Annotated in this window: 14 protein-coding genes; 8 read left to right on the forward strand and 6 right to left on the reverse strand. The window is 71.2% G+C overall.

What is annotated here, in order from left to right:
- Window position 1: 1 nt before the first annotated feature.
- The 4 genes from IMZ11_RS03790 (at window position 2) to IMZ11_RS03805 (ending at window position 5651) form a co-directional block, all read left to right on the forward strand.
- The gene (locus IMZ11_RS03790; protein WP_228637503.1) at window positions 2-2338 is read left to right on the forward strand and encodes a YhgE/Pip domain-containing protein; all 2337 of its coding nucleotides are present in this window, start codon (window positions 2-4) and stop codon (window positions 2336-2338) included.
- A 16-nt stretch (window positions 2339-2354) separates the two neighbouring features.
- A complete protein-coding gene (locus tag IMZ11_RS03795; protein ID WP_228637504.1) occupies window positions 2355-2948 on the forward strand; it encodes a TetR/AcrR family transcriptional regulator in 594 nt (197 codons plus the stop codon).
- Window positions 2949-3054: 106 nt separating this feature from the next.
- The gene (locus tag IMZ11_RS03800) at window positions 3055-4887 is read left to right on the forward strand and encodes a substrate-binding and VWA domain-containing protein (protein ID WP_228637505.1); all 1833 of its coding nucleotides are present in this window, start codon (window positions 3055-3057) and stop codon (window positions 4885-4887) included.
- 14 nt (window positions 4888-4901) lie between these two features.
- A complete protein-coding gene (locus IMZ11_RS03805) occupies window positions 4902-5651 on the forward strand; it encodes a hypothetical protein (RefSeq protein WP_061253507.1) in 750 nt (249 codons plus the stop codon).
- Here the strand turns inward: IMZ11_RS03805 and IMZ11_RS03810 are convergent.
- On the reverse strand, window positions 5648-6592 hold the full coding sequence (locus tag IMZ11_RS03810) for a threonine/serine dehydratase (RefSeq protein WP_228637506.1): 945 nt from the start codon (window positions 6590-6592) through the stop codon (window positions 5648-5650). The genes IMZ11_RS03805 and IMZ11_RS03810 overlap by 4 nt on opposite strands.
- Before the next feature lie 103 nt (window positions 6593-6695).
- Here IMZ11_RS03810 and IMZ11_RS03815 point away from each other — a divergent pair, with 103 nt between their 5' ends.
- Both IMZ11_RS03815 and IMZ11_RS03820 read left to right on the forward strand, forming a co-directional pair.
- The gene (locus IMZ11_RS03815) at window positions 6696-7598 is read left to right on the forward strand and encodes a LysR family transcriptional regulator (RefSeq protein ID WP_228637507.1); all 903 of its coding nucleotides are present in this window, start codon (window positions 6696-6698) and stop codon (window positions 7596-7598) included.
- A 141-nt stretch (window positions 7599-7739) separates the two neighbouring features.
- Window positions 7740-8375 carry a LysE family translocator gene (locus IMZ11_RS03820; RefSeq protein ID WP_228637508.1) on the forward strand — a complete coding sequence of 212 codons (636 nt, stop codon included), beginning with the start codon at window positions 7740-7742 and terminating at the stop codon, window positions 8373-8375.
- A gap of 14 nt (window positions 8376-8389) precedes the next feature.
- Here the strand turns inward: IMZ11_RS03820 and IMZ11_RS03825 are convergent, their stop codons facing one another.
- The 5 genes from IMZ11_RS03825 to IMZ11_RS03845 are packed head-to-tail and all read right to left on the reverse strand — an operon-like array spanning window position 8390 to window position 14696.
- Entirely contained in the window at window positions 8390-9976 is a 1587-nt protein-coding gene (locus tag IMZ11_RS03825) for an acyl-CoA synthetase (RefSeq protein ID WP_228637509.1), read from the reverse strand.
- A 21-nt stretch (window positions 9977-9997) separates the two neighbouring features.
- Window positions 9998-11146 (reverse strand): thiolase domain-containing protein, encoded by a 1149-nt coding sequence (locus IMZ11_RS03830; protein WP_061253504.1) that lies wholly within the window; start codon window positions 11144-11146, stop codon window positions 9998-10000.
- Entirely contained in the window at window positions 11139-12191 is a 1053-nt protein-coding gene (locus tag IMZ11_RS03835) for a lipid-transfer protein (protein WP_228637510.1), read from the reverse strand. Before IMZ11_RS03835 ends, IMZ11_RS03830 begins: the two co-directional genes overlap by 8 nt.
- A complete protein-coding gene (locus tag IMZ11_RS03840; protein WP_228637511.1) occupies window positions 12191-13156 on the reverse strand; it encodes a Zn-ribbon domain-containing OB-fold protein in 966 nt (321 codons plus the stop codon). The genes IMZ11_RS03835 and IMZ11_RS03840 overlap by 1 nt, the downstream gene beginning before the upstream one ends.
- Window positions 13146-14696, reverse strand: coding sequence for an acyl-CoA synthetase (locus IMZ11_RS03845; RefSeq protein WP_228637512.1), 1551 nt, complete (start codon window positions 14694-14696; stop codon window positions 13146-13148). The genes IMZ11_RS03840 and IMZ11_RS03845 overlap by 11 nt, the downstream gene beginning before the upstream one ends.
- Before the next feature lie 240 nt (window positions 14697-14936).
- On the opposite strand from IMZ11_RS03845, the gene IMZ11_RS03850 reads away from it, so the two are divergent.
- Window positions 14937-15752: a crotonase/enoyl-CoA hydratase family protein gene (locus tag IMZ11_RS03850; RefSeq protein WP_228637513.1), complete on the forward strand. Its 816-nt coding sequence runs from the start codon at window positions 14937-14939 to the stop codon at window positions 15750-15752.
- Window positions 15753-15875: 123 nt separating this feature from the next.
- Entirely contained in the window at window positions 15876-16736 is an 861-nt protein-coding gene (locus IMZ11_RS03855; RefSeq protein WP_228637514.1) for an SGNH/GDSL hydrolase family protein, read from the forward strand.
- The last annotated feature ends 1 nt before the right edge of the window (window position 16737 follow it).

Here is a 16737-nt window from a genome sequence, read left to right on the forward strand (position 1 = left end):
CGTGAAGCCGCTTCCCCTGCACCTCGGCCGCCTGGAGCTCCGGCGGTTCACCCGGTCCCGGCTGACCCGGGCCGCCCTGGTGGGCGTCGTCATGCTGCCCCTGCTGTACGCCGGTCTCTACCTGTGGTCGTTCTGGGACCCGCAGGGCAACCTGAAGAACATCCCCGTCGCCCTGGTGGTCGAGGACCGGCCGGCGACGGTGGACGGCACGACCGTCAGCGCGGGCCGGGACCTGGCCGAGGAACTCCAGGACCGCGAGGTCTTCTCCTGGCACAGGACCGACGCCGCCGAGGCCGACCAGGGCATGCGGGACGGCACCTACTACCTGTCGCTGACGATCCCGCGCGACTTCAGCGCCAACCTCACCTCGCCCTCCGGCGACGCCGAGCCCCGTCCCGCCTGGCTCGGCGTACGGGTGGACACCGGCCGCAGCTACATCATGCGGACGATCTCCGACGCGGTGTTCGACGAGGTCAAGGCGGCCGCCGACCGCAGCGCGGTGAAGGGCTACCTCGACCAGGTCTTCCTGTCCTTCGCCGATCTGCACGACGCCACCGCCAAGGCGGCCGACGGCGCGGGCCGGCTCCACGACGGATCCGCGACCGCGCGGGAAGGCGCGGCCACGCTCAACAAGGGCCTCGGCAGCGCGCAGAGCGCCGTGCGCAAGCTCTCCACCGGCGCGACCACGCTCCAGGACGGGTCGGGGACGCTCGCCCGCGGGCTCGGCGACGCGTACAAGGGCTCGACCCGGCTGACGAGCGGCCTGGCCACGGCGGGTAAGGGCGCGGCCGATCTGCGCGCGGGCCTGTCCAGCCTCGACAAGGGCGCCGCGAAGCTCGCCGAGGGCAACCGGCAAGCGTACGAGAGCGTGCACGCGCTGTCCCCCACGATCAACCGCGCGGCGGACACGTACGTGCCGATCCTGACCGAGAACGGCCCGGCCATCCGGTCGGCGGCGCTGGCCGTGGCCGAGGGCGCCGACACGATCGCGAAAGCTCTCGGCGACCTGCCCGACTCGGTACGGAGCCAGGCCGGGGAGGCACAGCGCGACCTGCGTGCGGTCGAGCGGTGGCTGGACGGCCACCCCGACGCCGACCCCGAGCTGCGCTCCCTCGTCAGCCGGGCGTCCGGCTCCGCGGGCGAACTGGCCGGTACGGCCGGCCGCCTGCAGGACCGGGTCGCGGCCCAGTCCGGCGCGGTGGACGACCTCGCCCGCAAGGCGCGCGCCCTCGCCGACGACGCCCGCGCGCTCGCCGAGGCCGCCCCCGCGCTGGGAAGCAGGCTGGACAAGGCGCGTGACGACTTCAACACGCTGGACGGCGGGCTGAAGCGGCTCACCAAGGGCGCCTCCGACCTGCACGACGGCACCGGAAAGGCGCTGAAGGGCGCCACCTCGCTCGCGAGCGGGATCGGCGAGCTCGGGAACGGCGCGACGACCCTGTCCGCCGGTCTGCGCACGCTCGACAGCGGCGCCGACCGGCTCACCGCGGGCCTCGGCACGCTCGCGTCCGGCGCGGGAAGGCTCGGCGACGGCATCGGCGAGCTGCGCGGCGGCGCGGGGAAGCTCGATTCGGGGCTGGGTGAGCTCGCCGACGGCTCGGGCGAACTCGCCGCCAAGCTGGGCGACGGGGCGGCGCGGATCCCCTCCTACGACGCCGCGGGGCGCGACAGCCGTACGGACATGATGAGCGAGCCGGTCCGGCTCGACACCGAGGTGGACAACGAGGTGCCCAACTACGGCACCGGTTTCGCGCCGTTCTTCGTGCCGCTCGCGCTGTGGGTGGGCGCGATGGTGACGTACATGGTGCTGCGGCCGCTCAACCCGCGCCTGCTCGCGGGCTCCGCCCCGGCCTGGCGTACGGCGCTGGCGGGATGGCTGCCCGGCGTGGCGATGGGCACGCTGCAGGTCGCGGTGCTGCTCGGCGTGCTGCGGTTCGGCCTGGGCCTGGAGGCGCGGAACTGGGCCGGTGTCGCCGCGTTCCTGCTGCTCACGGTGGCGGCGTTCCTCGCGATCGTGCAGGCGGTCAACGCGCTCGCCGGGCCGCCGGCCCGCGTGCTGGTGCTCGCGCTGCTGATGTTGCAGCTGACCTCGGCCGCCGGCACCTATCCGATCGAGACGTCTCCCGGGTTCTTCCAGACCATCTCTCCGTGGTTGCCGATGAGCTGGGTGGTCGCGGGGATGCGGCGGCTGATCAGCGGCGGCGATCCCGCCGTCGTGTGGCAGGCTTGCGGCGTGCTGTCCATCTTCGTCGTCGCCGGCCTCGCGCTGACCATGGTCGCCGTGCGCAGGGGCCGTATCTGGACCGTGCGCAGGCTCAAGCCGGAGCTGGCGCTGTGACCCGGCGGGAAAAGCCGTGACCCGCGAGGACACCAGGAACCGGCTCTTCCGCGCCGCTGTCGAGCTGATCGCCGAGCAGGGGTTCGCCGGGACGACGGTCGACGCGATCGCCGAGCGGGCGGGCGTCGCCAAGGGCACGGTGTTCTACAACTTCGGCAGCAAGGACGCGCTGTTCTCCGCCCTGCTCGACCACGGCATCCAGCGGCTCACCATGTCGCTGGCCGAGGCGGCCGAGGTTCCCTCCGACGCCGCCCCGCTGGCCCGGCTCGACGCGGTCGTGCTGGCCCAGCTGCGCTTCTTCGACGAGTACGGCCCGTTCGCCCGGGTGCTGTTCGGGGAGATGTGGCGCACGGCCTGGCAGGACGCCGTCACCCGGCTCCGGGAGGACGCGCTCGGCGTGTACGAGCGGATCCTCGCGGACGCGGTGGAGGCCGGGGAACTGCGCGAGGACTTCGACACCGGGACCGCCGCCACCGCGCTGTTCGGCATGGCGTTGACGGTCTCGATCGAGCGGCGGGTGCTGCGTCCCGACCGTCCGCTGGAGGAGGTCCACGCCACGCTCGTCGAGCTGATCCACGGCCGAGTGACCAAATCGGTCGAAGCGGGTTAGCCCTCCGAGACGATCTGCAACTAACGTGGTTCGCCGTTCGTCAGGATAAATACGATCTCAACAACCTGATTCGAGGTCGTGCCCCGCCTTCCCCCACGGAGGACGCGTGTACCAGCCCCAGCAACAGAGGAGCCGTCGCAGCTTCGCTCCGTTCATCGTCGCGATCATCCTCGCCGGCGCGCTGATCGTCGGGTTGAAGCTGTTCTTCGGCGGGGGCACCGCCCCGGGTGGCGGAGGCGGCACGTCCGGCGGGGACGGCACGGCCCAGAAGCTGGCCTGCGACGACGGCGGCACGACGCTGACGATCGCGGCGTCCAGCGAGAAGGCCGAGCTGCTCAGGAAGATGGCGAACGGCTACAACGGCCGCGAGGTCGACGGCCGCTGCGTCGACGTGGTGGTCACCTCCAAGCCGTCGGGCGGCGCGATGCAGGCCCTGGCACGCGGGTGGAACACCAAGCTGGACGGCCCGAAGCCGGACGTCTGGTCCCCGGCGGGCACCGGATGGATCACCCTCCTGCGGCAGCGCACCGAGGGGACGGACAAGGGCCAGGTCGTCGGCGCCGACACCCCGTCGATCGCCACGACCCCCCTCGTCATCGCCATGCCGAAGCCGATGGCGCAGGCGCTCGGCTGGCCGTCCAAGAAACTCGGCTGGTCGGACGTCCTCGAACTCGCCAACGACCCCAAGGGCTGGGCGAAGTACGGCCACCCCGAGTGGGGGCAGTTCCGGCTCGGCAAGACCAACCCCAACTTCTCGACGGCGGGGCTGAACGCCACGGTCGGCGCGTACTTCGCGGCCACCGGCCTCTCCGGCGACCTGTCGGAGCAGAACATCACCGACCCCAAGACGCTGGCGTTCGTCCAGGGCGTCGAACGGTCGATCGTGCACTACGGCGACACCACGCTGACCTTCCTCGCCAACCTGCAGCACGCCGACGACCAGGGCGCGGCGATGTCGTACATCTCGGCCGTGACCGTCGAGGAGAAGTCGGTCTGGGACTACAACCAGGGCAACCCGAGCGGCGACCCGAAGACGCTCGGCAAGCACGCCAAGCCCAAGGTGCCGCTGGTCGCGATCTATCCGAAGGAGGGCACGCTCTTCTCGGACAACCCGTACGCCGTGCTGTCCTGGGCGGATGACGCCAAGCGCGCCGCCGCGCTCGATTTCCTGAAATATCTCCACAACGAGGAGCAGCAGAAGGAGTTCGCCTCGTACGCGTTCCGCTCCGCCGACGGCAAGGCGGGCGAGCTGATCACTACGGCGAACGGGCTGAACCCGAAGGAGCCGGGCACCACGCTCAGCGTTCCCATCCCGAACGTGCTCGACAGGACCCTCAAGAGCTGGGCCGAGCTGCGCAAGCCGGCCAACGTGCTCGTCGTCATGGACACCTCGGGCTCGATGGGCGCGGACGTCGCCGGCACCGGCAAGTCCAAGCTCGACCTCGCCCGTGAGGCCGCGATCAACGCGCTGCCCCAGTTCGGCCCGAACGACCGGGTCGGCCTGTGGATGTTCTCCCTCAAGCAGGACGGCAACAAGGACCACCTCGAACTCGTCCCCATGGGCAAGAACAACCGCAAGGCCCTGGTGAGCAAGTTGAACGGCCTCATCCCGAACGGCGGGACCGGGCTGTACGACACCACGCTCGCGTCGTACCGGCACGTGCTGGCGCACAAGAGCCGTGACGCGATCAACGCCGTGGTCTTCCTGACGGACGGCAAGAACGAGGACAACAACTCGATCTCCCTGGACACGCTGCTCTCCGACCTGCGCAAGGAGTCGGGGCAGGAGACGGTCCGGGTGTTCACGATCGCCTACGGCGCGGACGCCGACCTCGACACGCTCAAGACGATCTCCCAGACCACCGACGCGGCGGCCTACGACTCCCGCAAGGCCGGGAGCATCGACGAGGTCTTCACCGCTGTGATCTCCAACTTCTGAGCCAGGAGCCCTCCGTGTCCCGATTCACCGACGAGCTCCGCGACCCCTGGGGGCTCCTTCTCGGCGCCACCGCGGGCGGCGTGGCCTGGGCCGTGAACGTGAATCCCGTCGCCGCCGGGGCGGTCGGCGTCGCAGTCTGGCTGGCCAAGTCGTTCGCCTCCGCCTGGGTGGCCACCCCGGGCGGAACGCGCCGTAGCGAACCGGAGCCGCCGCCGGTCACCAAGGGCAGCGTGGAGGCCGGGTGGCTGCAGCGGGCCGAGCGGGCGGCCCGCTCCTTCGCGGACCTGACCGCCTCGATGCGCGGCCAGATCCTGCTCGACCGGATCGCCGCGATGACCCCGCAGGTGAACGACACCGTCGCGACGCTCCGGCGGCTGGCCGGTCAGGCGTCGATCACCGGCTCGGCGCTGACCCGGTTCGACCCGGGCTTCCTGCACAAGGAGCGGGCACGGCTCACCGCGTCCCGCCGGTCGGCCGGGCCGGACGTCGCGGGTGAGCTCGACCGGTCGATCGCCGCGCTGAACGCCCAGCAGGAGGTGTTCGACCGGCTGACGGCGGCCCGGGGCCGGGTGATCGCCCGCCTGGAGTCCGGGACGATCAGCCTGGAGGGCTTGGTCGCCCGGGTGGTCGAGGTGTCGGCGATGACCGCGACCTCGGCGGCGGACGGCGGCACGGCGGCGCTCGACGAGCTGACCTCCGAGCTGGAGTTCACCCGGCAGAGCCTCCGCGAGGTCGAGGAGGCCACCCGCGACGACCTCGGTTAGCTCGGCAGCAGGCGGGCGAGCTCGGCGGGGCCCGCGTTGGCCCCGGTGCAGACGACGGCGACCTTCCGCCCGGCGAACTCGTCGCGGCGGGCGAGCAGACCGGCCAGCGCGGCGGCGCCCGCCCCTTCGGACAGGGTGTGGGCGTGCGTGAGCAGCAGGCGCTGCGCCGCGTGGATCTCGTCGTCGCCGACCAGCGTGAAGTCCGAGAGGTCCGCGCGCATGATGTCCTGGGTCAGGGCGAAGGCCGACCCCGTGGCCAGCCCGTCGACCGTCGTCTTCACCGGCCGCTGGACCGGCTCGCCGAGACGCCACGAGTCGTGCGCCGCGGGCGCCTGCGCCGACTGGACCGCGATCACCCGGCAGCCGGGCGCGACGGCCCGCGCGACCACGCAGGCCGCCGCCGCGCCGGTGCCCGATCCGACCGGGACGAAGATCGCGTCGAGGTCGGGCCGTCCGGCGAGGATCTCCAGGTAGAGCGTGCCGACCCCGGCGATGATGTCCAGCTCGTCCGCCGGGCTGATCAGCCGCGCTCCCTGCCGCGCGGCACTCTCCCGCGCGTGCCCCGCCGCCTCCACCATGGTCGCTCCGGCGATCTCGACGGTCGCGCCGAGGGCCTCCACCGCCGCGACCTTGGCCGGGTTGGGGTTCTCCGGCATCACGATGGAACAGGGGACACCGAACAGCCGCGCGGCGTACGCCACGGACTGGGCGTGGTTCCCGGTGGAGTACGTGAGCACACCCGTCGATCGATCTTCCATCCGGGCCAGCAGCGTGATGCCACCGCGGACCTTGAACGCGCCCGTCGGCTGGACGTTCTCGTGCTTGACGTGCACCTCGACGCCGGCGACCGCGTTCAGCACGGGGTAGGACCACATCGGCGTCTCGGGCAGGTGCGGGGCCAGGAGCGTCCGGGCGTGCAGGACGTCGCGAAGATCTGTCATGTGCTCCAGGGTCGCGGGACCGGCATTCATCAGTCCAACAGAGATTTTCGCGTTTTTATATAGATACGCTTGATATTTCCATTGGGTCCGCGAGGGGGTGACGATGCTCGATCCCGTACGGCTCCGGGTGCTGGTCGCGGTCGCGGCGCGGGGCTCCGTCACCGCGGCGGCGCGCGAGCTGCACTATTCGCAGCCCTCGGTGAGCCACCACCTCGCCCGACTGGAGGCCGAGACCGGGGCGAAACTGGTCCAGCGGGTGGGGCGCGGCATCCGGCTGACCGAGGCCGGTCGCCTGCTGGCCGAACGCGCGGCGGAGATCCTCGGCCGGATGGAGTCGGCTGCTGCGGAGCTCACCGCCCATGTCGGGCTGCGCGCCGGCCGAGTGCGGCTGGCCGCCTTCCCCTCCGCTCTCGGCACCTTCGTCCCTGCGGCGGCCGTACGTCTCGCGGACGACCATCCGGGGCTGGACCTGCGGCTGGCCGAGGCGGAGCCGCCGGAGGCGCTGCGCATGCTCCGCGCGGGCGACGTGGACGTCGCCGTGATCTTCCGCTACGAGGAGACCGGCCCCGAGGACGACGACATCCGGCTCACGCATCTCTTCGACGACCCGACCTGCCTCGTCACCCCGGCGGGCATCGGCGGCGCGGACGACGCGGGCAGCGTCGGCGCGCACGCGGCGTCGCGGTGGATCGCCGGGTGCGACCGCTGCCGGTCCCACCTGCTCGACCTCTGCTCGCGCGCGGGATTCGAGCCGCGCGTCTCGTTCACGACCGACGACTACGTCGCGGTGCAGGCGATGGTGGCCGCGGGGCTCGGCGTCGCCGTCCTCCCCACGCTGGCGCTGTCCGCGCATCGCTCCCCCGAGATCCGGGCCGTCGAACTGCCCGGGTCCGTCCGGCGGGTGTTCGCCGCGACGTACGGCGAGCCGCCCGACCCGCCCGCCACCGCCGCCCTCCTGGCCGCTTTGACGCGAGGCGAGCCCCCGCGGCATCGGCCGCCTGGATGATGTGATCGGCGATGCCGATGGCGTATGACCTGCAGATCGTCGCCATCGCCGCGGCCACGGCCACAGGGCGGTGGACAGGGCGGTGGACAGGGCCGAAAACCCGATATCGCCAAGATCGGGGCGTCGTCTATGCTCCGCTCCATGCCAGAGATCAGCACACTCGCACTCTTCGCGGCGGCCACGATGGCGATTCTCATCGTGCCCGGCCCCGCCGTGGTCTACATCGTGACGCGCAGCGTCGCCCAGGGCAGGTCCGCCGGGCTGGTCTCGGTGCTCGGCGTGCACGCGGGCTCGGCGATCCACATGGTCGCTGCCACGCTTGGCATCAGCGCGCTGCTCGCGGCCTCGGCGACCGCGTTCACGATCGTGAAGTACGTCGGCGCGGCCTACCTGGTGTGGCTCGGCGTGCGAAAGCTGATGAGCCGGGCGCCGGAGGGCGATGCCCCGGAGCCGCTGCAGGCGTCCCGGACCCGGCTCTTCACCGAGGGGTTCGTGGTCAACGTGCTCAACCCCAAGACGGCGATCTTCTTCCTGGCGTTCCTGCCGCAGTTCGCCGACCCTTCGCGCGGCCCGATCGCGCCGCAGATCGTGCTGTTCGGCGTGGTCTGGATCGTGCTCGGGATGGCCAGCGACGGCACGTACGCGCTGCTCGCGTCGGCGCTCGCCGGGCGGCTGCGGCGTTCCGCCCGGGCCGCGCGTCGGCTGGACATCGGCAGCGGCGTCGTCTACCTGGGACTCGGCGCCGTCGCCGCCCTGACCGGCGAAAGCGCCAAATAGCTCCGACCCGTGGTTCAGGCCCCGGCGGCCCGGGCCGTCTCCCTCGCCCACCGATAGTCGGCCTTGCCCGCCGGGGAGCGGACCATCTCGTCCACGAAGGCGTATGTCCGGGGCACCTTGAACCCGGACAGCCGCTCCCTGCAGTGGGCGTCGAGCTCCTCGAACGTGGGCGAGGTCCCCTCGTACGGCTGGACGACGGCGGCCACCCGGAACCCCCACCGGTCGTCGGGGATCCCGGTGACCACGGCGTCGAACACGGCGGGGTGACCCTTGAGCACCGCCTCGACCTCCTCGGGGAAGACCTTCTCCCCTCCGGTGTTGATGCACTGCGAGCCCCGGCCGAAGACGCGGATGGTCCCGTCCTCCTCCACCAGGGCGAGGTCGCCGGTCAGCAGCCAGCGGGTGCCGTCCTCGTCGGTGACGAACGTCTGGGCGGATTTCTCCGGATCCTTGTAGTACGCGGTGGCGATCCGCCCGCTCTTGGCCACCGTGCCCATCTCTCCGGAGCCCGGCTTGACCGGTCTGAGCGTGTGGTCGAGCACGGCCATCGTCGAGTTCGTGTTGGGCTGGTATTTCATGCCGGACTCGGGTGAGGAGCCGGACACCCCCGACGCGGTGTACCCCGACTCGGTCGAGCCGAAGTTGTCCAGGATCATCGTGTTCGGGAGCGTCTCCTGGAGCCGGTCGCGGACCGCTCCGGTCAGGATCGCGCCGGTGGAGCTGACCACACCGAGCGAGGACAGATCGTAGGAGCCCGCCGCGATCTCCTCGGCGAGCGGCCGGGCCATCGCGTCGCCGGTGATGTTGATCGTGAAGACCCCGTTCCGCTCGATCGCCCGCAGGACGTCGGCCGCGTCGAACTTCGGGGTGTAGACGATCGTCCCGCCGAACCACCAGGCGATGAACGTCGCCATCTGGGCCGCGCCGTGCATCAGCGGCGCCGCCGCCATCATGACCAGCGGGCCGGAGTTCCTGGCCTGCTCGATCACCGCCTCGGGATTCTCCACCGGGTCGCCGTACGGGTTGCCGGCGCCGAACGCCATGAAGAGGTCCTCGACCCGCCACATGACGCCCTTGGGCATGCCGGTCGTGCCGCCGGTGTAGATGATGTAGAGATCGTCGCCGGAGCGCGCGGAGAAGCCCCGGGTGGCCGGGCTGCCGGCAAGGGCCGTGCCGTACGGCACCGCGCCGGGCACGCGGGACGCGCCGCCGACCGCGACGAGGTGGCGCAGGTCGGGAGCCTTCGGCGCGACGGCCGCGACCCGGTCGTCGAACTCGACGTCGAAGAGGAGCGCGACGATGTCGGAGTCGCGGTAGAGATAGAGCAGTTCCGCCTCGACGTACCGGTAGTTGACGTTCACCGGCACCGCGCGGATCTTCAGTGCCGCCAGCAGCCCGGCGACGTACTCCACCCCGTTGTAGAGATGGAGCCCGACGTGGTGGCCGGGCCCGACGCCATGGGCGGCGAGGTGGTGGGCCAGCCGGTTGGCCCGTTCGTCCAGTTCCGCGTAGGTCACCCGCTCGTCGCCGCAGACGACGGCCACGCGGTCCCCTATCGCGTCGGCGAGCCCCTCGAACAGATCGGCGTGGTTGAACTCCATCCTGGGACCTCTCCCTGCTGTTTAGGGCTTCTCGCTTCCGACGATCCACATGGCGAAGAACTGGGCGCCTCCGCCGTACGCGTGGCCGAGGGCGGTGGCGGCGCCGTCGACCTGGTGCTCCCCCGCCATACCGCGCACCTGCAGCGCGGCCTCCGCGAACCTGATCAGGCCGGACGCGCCGATGGGGTTGGAGCTGAGCACGCCGCCGGAGGCGTTCCACGGGATGTCGCCGTCAAGTGCCGTGCATCCCGCCTCGGTGAGCTTCCAGCCCTCGTTCTCGGGCGCGAAGCCGAGGTTCTCCAGCCACATCGGCTCATACCAGGAGAACGGGACGTAGACCTCGGCGACGTCGATGTCCCTGCGCGGGTCGGAGATCCCGGCCTGCCGGTAGACGTCGGCGGCGCAGTCCTTGCCCGCCCGGGGGCTGACGGTGTCCCGCCCGGCGCGCATGAGCGGCTCGGACCGCATGGCCGTGCCGTGGATCCACGCGGGCGTCCCGGTGACCGCCTTCTCGGACGACAACACGATCGCGCAGGCGCCGTCGGACGAGGGGCAGGTCTCCAGATAGCGGATCGGCTCCCAGAGCATCGGCGTCGACTCCACCATCGCCCGGTCGATCCCGGGGATCCGCAGGTGGGCGTAGGGGTTCTTCAGCGCGTTCCGCCGGTCCTTGACCGCGACGAGCGCCCCGATGTGGTCGGGCGCCCCCGACCTGCGCATGTACTCGCGGATGTGCGGGGCGAAGTAGCCGCCCGCGCCGACGACGAGCGAGGCTCCGAACGGCAGGTGCGTGGAGAGCGCCCAGGTGGCGTTGGACTCCGACTGCTTCTCGAACGCGACCACCAGCACGCGGTCGTGCACGCCGCCCTGAACCAGGGACGCGCCCACGAGGGCGGTCGAGCCGCCGACGGAGCCCGCCGTGTGCACCCGCATCATCGGCTTGCCCGCCGCGCCGAGGGCGTCCGCGAGGTACGCCTCCGGCATCATGACGCCCTCGAACAGGTCCGGGGCCTTGCCGATGACGACCGCGTCGATGTCCGCGAAGGTCAGCCCGGCGTCGTCGAGCGCGCGGATCGCCGCCTCGCGGACCAGGCCCGCGATCGAGACGTCCCTGCGCTTGGTGGTGTAGCGCGTCTGGCCGACGCCGATGACGGCGCAGCGGTTACCCACGGTCCGCTCCTTCCGGGGACTCGGCAGCCGACTCCAGCACCGTGACGAGGTTGTGTTGGAGGCAGGGCCCCGAGCTGGCGTGGGCCACGGCGCGGCGCGCCCGGCCGTCGAGGATCCGCCGCGCGGCCTCGCCGACGCGGATGAGCCCGGTCGCCATGACCGGGTTGGCGGCGAGCGGCCCGCCCGACGGGTTGATCACCGTGCCCTCCGGAAGTTCGAGTGCCTCGCGCAGGATGAGCTCCTCATGGCTGAACTGGACGTGCAGCTCGGCCACGTCGACCGGCCCCTTGCCGACGCCCGCCGCGCGCGCGGCGTCGGCCGCCGACGGCGACCTGGCCAGGTCCCGCATGCCGAGATAGTGCGGTTCGATCCGGTGCGCGATGCCGCCGATGTACGCCGGGTTCTCGGCCAGTTCCCTGGCCAGGTCGCCCGCCGCCAGTACGACCGCCGCCGCGCCGTCCGTGATCGGCGCGATGTCGTACGGCCGGAGCGGATCGTCCTCGTACCCGTCCCCTGACGGGTCGGGCAGGTCGAGGGCGTGGGGATTGGCCCGGCCGTCGGCGCGGCTGCGCCGTACGATCTCGTCCAGCGCGCCCCGGTCACCCCCGAGCGCGGCGGCCTGCAGCGCGGCGTACGAGACCTGGTCGAGGCCGAGCGGCGCGAGATAGTACGGGTCGAGCTGGAGCGTCATGATCTGCCGCAGGTCGCCCGTCGACGACTTACCGAAGCCGTAGACGAGGGCCGAGTCGATGTCGCCGTGCTGCAACCGCACCCACGCCTCGTACAACGCGAACGCGCCGTCCATCTCGACGTGGCTCTCGCTGATCGGCGGCCAGGCGCCGAGCGCGTCGAGCGCGGAGACGAACGAGAACGGCGCCCCGGCCAGGTAGTCGCACGAGCCGGAGCAGGTGAAACCGAACGTCGTGAGCCCGGTCGTCCGCCGGACCTCCTCGATCACCGGGTGCAGCATCTCGGCCTCGGTCAGGCCGGTGTCGTGGCCGGTGTGCACGGTCTGGGCGAACGCCACGATCGCGACCTCGCGCATCAGTCCCCACCTCCCGGCCGGCCCGCGGAGAGATCGGCGTCGGGCTCGCCGGTGGGGGCGAACCACCTGATGTTCGTCATGGACATCGTCCGTTCCTCGGGCGGCACCCAGACGGCCCTCACCCGCATGCCCTGCCGCACCTCGTGCGCGGGGATGCCGCCGACCAGGGCGATCATCGGGATGTCGGCGCCGTCGAGCAGGATGTACGCGGAGACGAACGGCACCTCGGGAGCGCGCGGATCGGGCAGATTGTTGATCGCGAAGGTCTCGACGGTCCCGGTGTCGGCGACCTCGCGCTCCTCCTCGATGACCGAGCCGCACGCCGGGCAGGAGATCCGATAGGGCACGTAGACCTGGTCACACCCGGCGCAGTACCCGCCGACGAACACCCCGTCGCGGATGCCCTCAAGGAAGCGGGTGAGCGCCCGGCCCGGCCGTACGCGGTACTCCGCGCGCACCGGAGCGGTGATCATGGTGGCCTCGGGGACGAAGCACTCGATGTCGGTGATGTGGCCGGAGGTCTCGGTCCGCCACCGGGGCCGGACCCGCAGTCCGGGCCGCATCGCCCTGGAACCGCCCGCGTCGACCACGTGGACGAGTGAGGTGTCCGCGCCGTCCAGCCTGATCGTCGCCCAGGCGAACGGGCGGTCGAGCGGGTGGCCCGGACGCGGCGCGCTCACCCAGGCCCACGTCTCGACGGTTCCAGCCGGGCCGACCTCGACGTACTCGCCGGTCACGGACTCGCCGGTGGCCGGGTCGTACTCCAGGGGAGGCACCAGCACCCGCTCCGCCGCCGTACGGACTCCGACGATGCGCCGGTCGCGCAGTTCGGTGAGGAAGCGGCCGATGACCGGTCCGGTGCTCCGGGTGTAGCCGCCGGGGAACTCCAGGACGTGCCGCGCCTCAAGCGGCTCCGGTACGGCCCGCGCGTCGGTCGGTACGTCGGTCGGCGCGTCAGATGGCACGGTCCCTGCCCTTCCAGTAGGGGTCGCGGAGTTTGCGTTTGAGCAGCTTGCCGTTCGGCTCGCGCGGCATCTCGGCGATGAAGTCGATGCTCTTCGGCCACTTCATCTTCGCCAGGCGGCCCTTGAGCGAGTCGAGGATCTCGGCGGCCAGCTCGGGTCCGGGGATCTCGCCGGGCGCGGGCTCGACGACGGCCTTGATCTGCTCGCCCCATTCGTCGTCCGGGATGCCGAAGACGGCCGCGTCGGCGACCTTGGGGTGGACGAGAAGCTCGTTCTCGATCTCGGCGGGGTAGATGTTGGCACCGCCTGAGATGATCAGGTCGGCCTTGCGGTCGCAGAGGAACAGGAAGCCGTCCGCGTCGAGATAACCGATGTCGCCGACGGTGAAGTAGTCACGCAGCCGGCCCTCCTCGGTCTTGCCGGGGTCGCCCTTGTACTCGAAGCGGACGCCGGCCATCTTGATGTAGATCGTTCCGGGGGTGCCGGTCGGGACCTCGTCGAGGTTGTCGTCGACGACGAGGATCTCGCTGATCGGCCAGGCGTTGCCCACCGTGCCTGGGTGCTTCTTCCAGTCCTCGGGGGTCGCGATCGTGCCGCCGCCCTCGGTGGCCGCGTAGTACTCGTAGATCACGTCGCCCCACCACTCGAGCATCTGGAGCTTGACCGGCACCGGGCAGGGCGCGGCGGCGTGGATCATCCAGCGCAGCGAGGACAGGTCGTACTTCCGGCGCGTCTCCTCGGGCAGTGACAGCAGCCGCTTGAAGTGCGTCGGGACCATGTGGGAGTTGGTCACCCGGTGCTTCTCGCACAGCCGCAGGGTCTCCTCGGGGTCCCACCTGTCCATGTAGACGAGGGTGTGGCCCATGTGCAGGGCCGTGCCGCCGAACTGGGTGACCGCGGTGTGGTAGCTCGGCGAGGTGACCAGGTGCGCGTTGGGCCGCCCCGGCGTGATCCCGAAGAACCCGAGGAGGAACGTCATCAACTCGCCGGAGTCGTCCGGGTCCAGGCCGTTGAGCGGCCGTCGCACTCCCTTGGGCCGGCCCGTCGTGCCGGAGGTGTAGTGCATGGTCGCGCCGGCCGTGCGGTTCTCGGGGAGGGTGTCCGGGTGGCCGTCGGTCAGGTCGGAGGCGGGGCGGAACCCCTCGACCCGGCCGAACGCGAAGCACCGCTCCGGCGCGATGCCCGACTCCTCGGCTCCCCTGGCGCCCTCGGCCGCGTACCGCTCGTGCACGAAGAACGCCTTGGCCTCGCTGTCGGCGACGATGTAGCCGATCTCGAGGCCGGTCAGGTGCCAGTTGACCGGGGTGTAGTACCACCCGGCCTGCAACGCGGCGAGATAGAGCACCAGGCCGTCCGCGCCGTTGGGCACCAGGCCGCAGATGCCGTCACCCGGCTGGAGACCCAGCTCGCGGAGCCCGTGGACCAGGCGGTTCGCCCGTGCGAGCAGGTCTCCCGCCCGGTGTTCCGTGCCGTCGGGGTCCACCGCGGCGATCCAGTCCGGGTCGGCCTGCGCGATCCTCCAGAAACCAAGCGAGCCCATGTCCATGCTCCCTGTCCGGTGCGTTCCGTGCGCCCGATTCGTACCCCGAGGCCGCCCGTCGTGGCGCGGCCACCCGTCGGCCGGTGATTCACAAACGAGAATCGGTTCTAGTACGTTGCGGGCAGACTAACCCGGCCACCGACGCCGATCAAGCGCTTGATTTGCCCATCTGGCGAGAGCGGGAGTGGCCGATCTAGGATCGGTTCTCGTAACCAAGCGCTTGACTCAAGCGAGGTGTCCGTGGATCTTCTGCCGATCAGCACACCGCACTGCCGGGTCGAGAGGGACGGCGCCGTCGTGATCGTCACGATGGACCGCCCCGAGGCCAAGAACGCGCTCTCCACGGACATGCTGGTCGGCCTGGCCGACGCGTGGACGTACATCTCCGCCGAGCCGGAGGTCCGGGTCGGCATCCTGACCGGGGCGAGCGGCACCTTCTGCGCCGGAGCCGACCTCAAGGCGATGGGCTCCCCCTCCGGCGACGAACAGGTCCGGCGGCGGGCCGCGGAGATCGAGAACTACCACTGGAAGGGCCTGCTCCGGGACACCGCGTCCCTGCCGACCAAGCCGATCATCAGCGCTGTCGAGGGATACGCGGTGGCGGGCGGCACCGAACTCCTCGTCGGGACCGACCTGCGCGTCGTCGGCGAGAGCGCCACCCTCGGCCTCTTCGAGGCCAGGCGCGCGTTGTTCCCCATGGGCGGCAGCGCCATACGGCTCCCGCGCCAGATCCCGTACGCCTTCGCGATGGACGTCCTGCTCACCGGCCGGGCGGTCACGGCGGCCGAGGCGCTGGCGATGGGCCTGGTCAACCGGGTCGTCCCGGACGGTCAGGCCCTTTCGAGCGCGCGCGAGCTGGCCGCCGAGGTCGCCGCCTGCGGGCCGCTCGCCGTACAGGCCATCCTGCGCGCCTACCGCGAGACGCTGGGGATGGGCGAGGCCGAGGCGCTGGAGGTGTCGGACGCCATCGGCTGGCCGGTGATCGGTTCCGACGACGCCAAGGAGGGCTCGCGCGCCTTCCGGGAGAAGCGCCCGCCGATTTACCGGGGTAAATGACAAAAGCTGACAGAAATCCCGGCACTGCTGTGAATTGGGACTGTTCGCGAAATCGGAGGCGCGTTACGATCCCTCCCACCTATACCAAGCAGTAACTTGGTTAACCCCCCTGGAGGACCTCCGATGCCCCCGCGTAGCGCGATCATGACCGCCGCCGGCGCCGCCTTACTGGCCCTCGTCCCGGCGACCTCGGCCCAGGCGGCCCAGGCGGCCCGAGCCGACGACGTGACCTACTACCTCGCCCTCGGCGACTCCCTCGCGGTGGGAGCGCAGCCGTTCGGGCAGGGGAACGCGAACATCCCGACCGACGAGGGCTACGCCGACCAGCTGTACGCGAAGCTCAAGGCCGACGAACCCACGCTCCAGCTCGTCAAGCTCGGCTGCCTCGGCGAGACCACGAAGTCCTTCGTCCAGGGCGGCGTCTGCTCGTACGACGGCGCGAAGTCGCAGCTCGCCGCGGCGAAGAACTTCCTGCGCAAGAACGGGTCCAAGGTCAGGTACGTCACCGTCAGCATCGGCGCGCAGGACGTGTACGGCTGCATCACGGCCGACGGCGGCGCGGACACCGGATGCATGCTCAAGGGCACCGCCTCCGCCGCCCTCTACATGCCGCAGGTCACCGGCGGCCTGAAGCTGGCGGCGCACCGCTCCACCCGGCTGATGGGCATGGACTGGTACAACCCGGGCGTGGCCGCCTGGCTGCTCGGCGACGACGGCAAGAGCCAGGCCAAGCAGTCCGTACTGCTCAACGACACGCTCAACGGCACCATGAAGGTCAACTACGGCGCCTGGGGCTTCACGATGGCCAAGGTCAACGCCGACTGGCAGGCCAAGAACTGGACCGAGGACACCCCGTTCGGCTGGCCGCGCAACGTGTGGGAGCTGGTCGCGCGCAGCTGGATCGCCAACGTGCCCGGCGACTGGCTGCCGAAGGGCCACGGCTACGGGAACATCGCCGAGACCTTCTACGCGGTGGCCCGCTGAC

Origin of the sequence: Microtetraspora sp. AC03309, from assembly GCF_020826795.1 — a bacterium.
Lineage (GTDB): Bacteria > Actinomycetota > Actinomycetes > Streptosporangiales > Streptosporangiaceae > Microtetraspora > Microtetraspora glauca.

Bases quoted from the DNA above. Each gene is read 5' to 3' on its own strand.
- IMZ11_RS03810 (WP_228637506.1), bottom strand. From the start codon at position 6,592: ATGACAGATCTTCGCGACGTCCTGCACGCCCGGACGCTCCTGGCCCCG.
- IMZ11_RS03855 (WP_228637514.1), top strand. From the start codon at position 15,876: ATGCCCCCGCGTAGCGCGATCATGACCGCCGCCGGCGCCGCCTTACTG.
- IMZ11_RS03835 (WP_228637510.1), bottom strand. From the start codon at position 12,191: ATGCGCGAGGTCGCGATCGTGGCGTTCGCCCAGACCGTGCACACCGGC.
- IMZ11_RS03845 (WP_228637512.1), bottom strand. From the start codon at position 14,696: ATGGGCTCGCTTGGTTTCTGGAGGATCGCGCAGGCCGACCCGGACTGG.
- IMZ11_RS03815 (WP_228637507.1), top strand. From the start codon at position 6,696: ATGCTCGATCCCGTACGGCTCCGGGTGCTGGTCGCGGTCGCGGCGCGG.
- IMZ11_RS03820 (WP_228637508.1), top strand. From the start codon at position 7,740: ATGCCAGAGATCAGCACACTCGCACTCTTCGCGGCGGCCACGATGGCG.
- IMZ11_RS03825 (WP_228637509.1), bottom strand. From the start codon at position 9,976: ATGGAGTTCAACCACGCCGATCTGTTCGAGGGGCTCGCCGACGCGATA.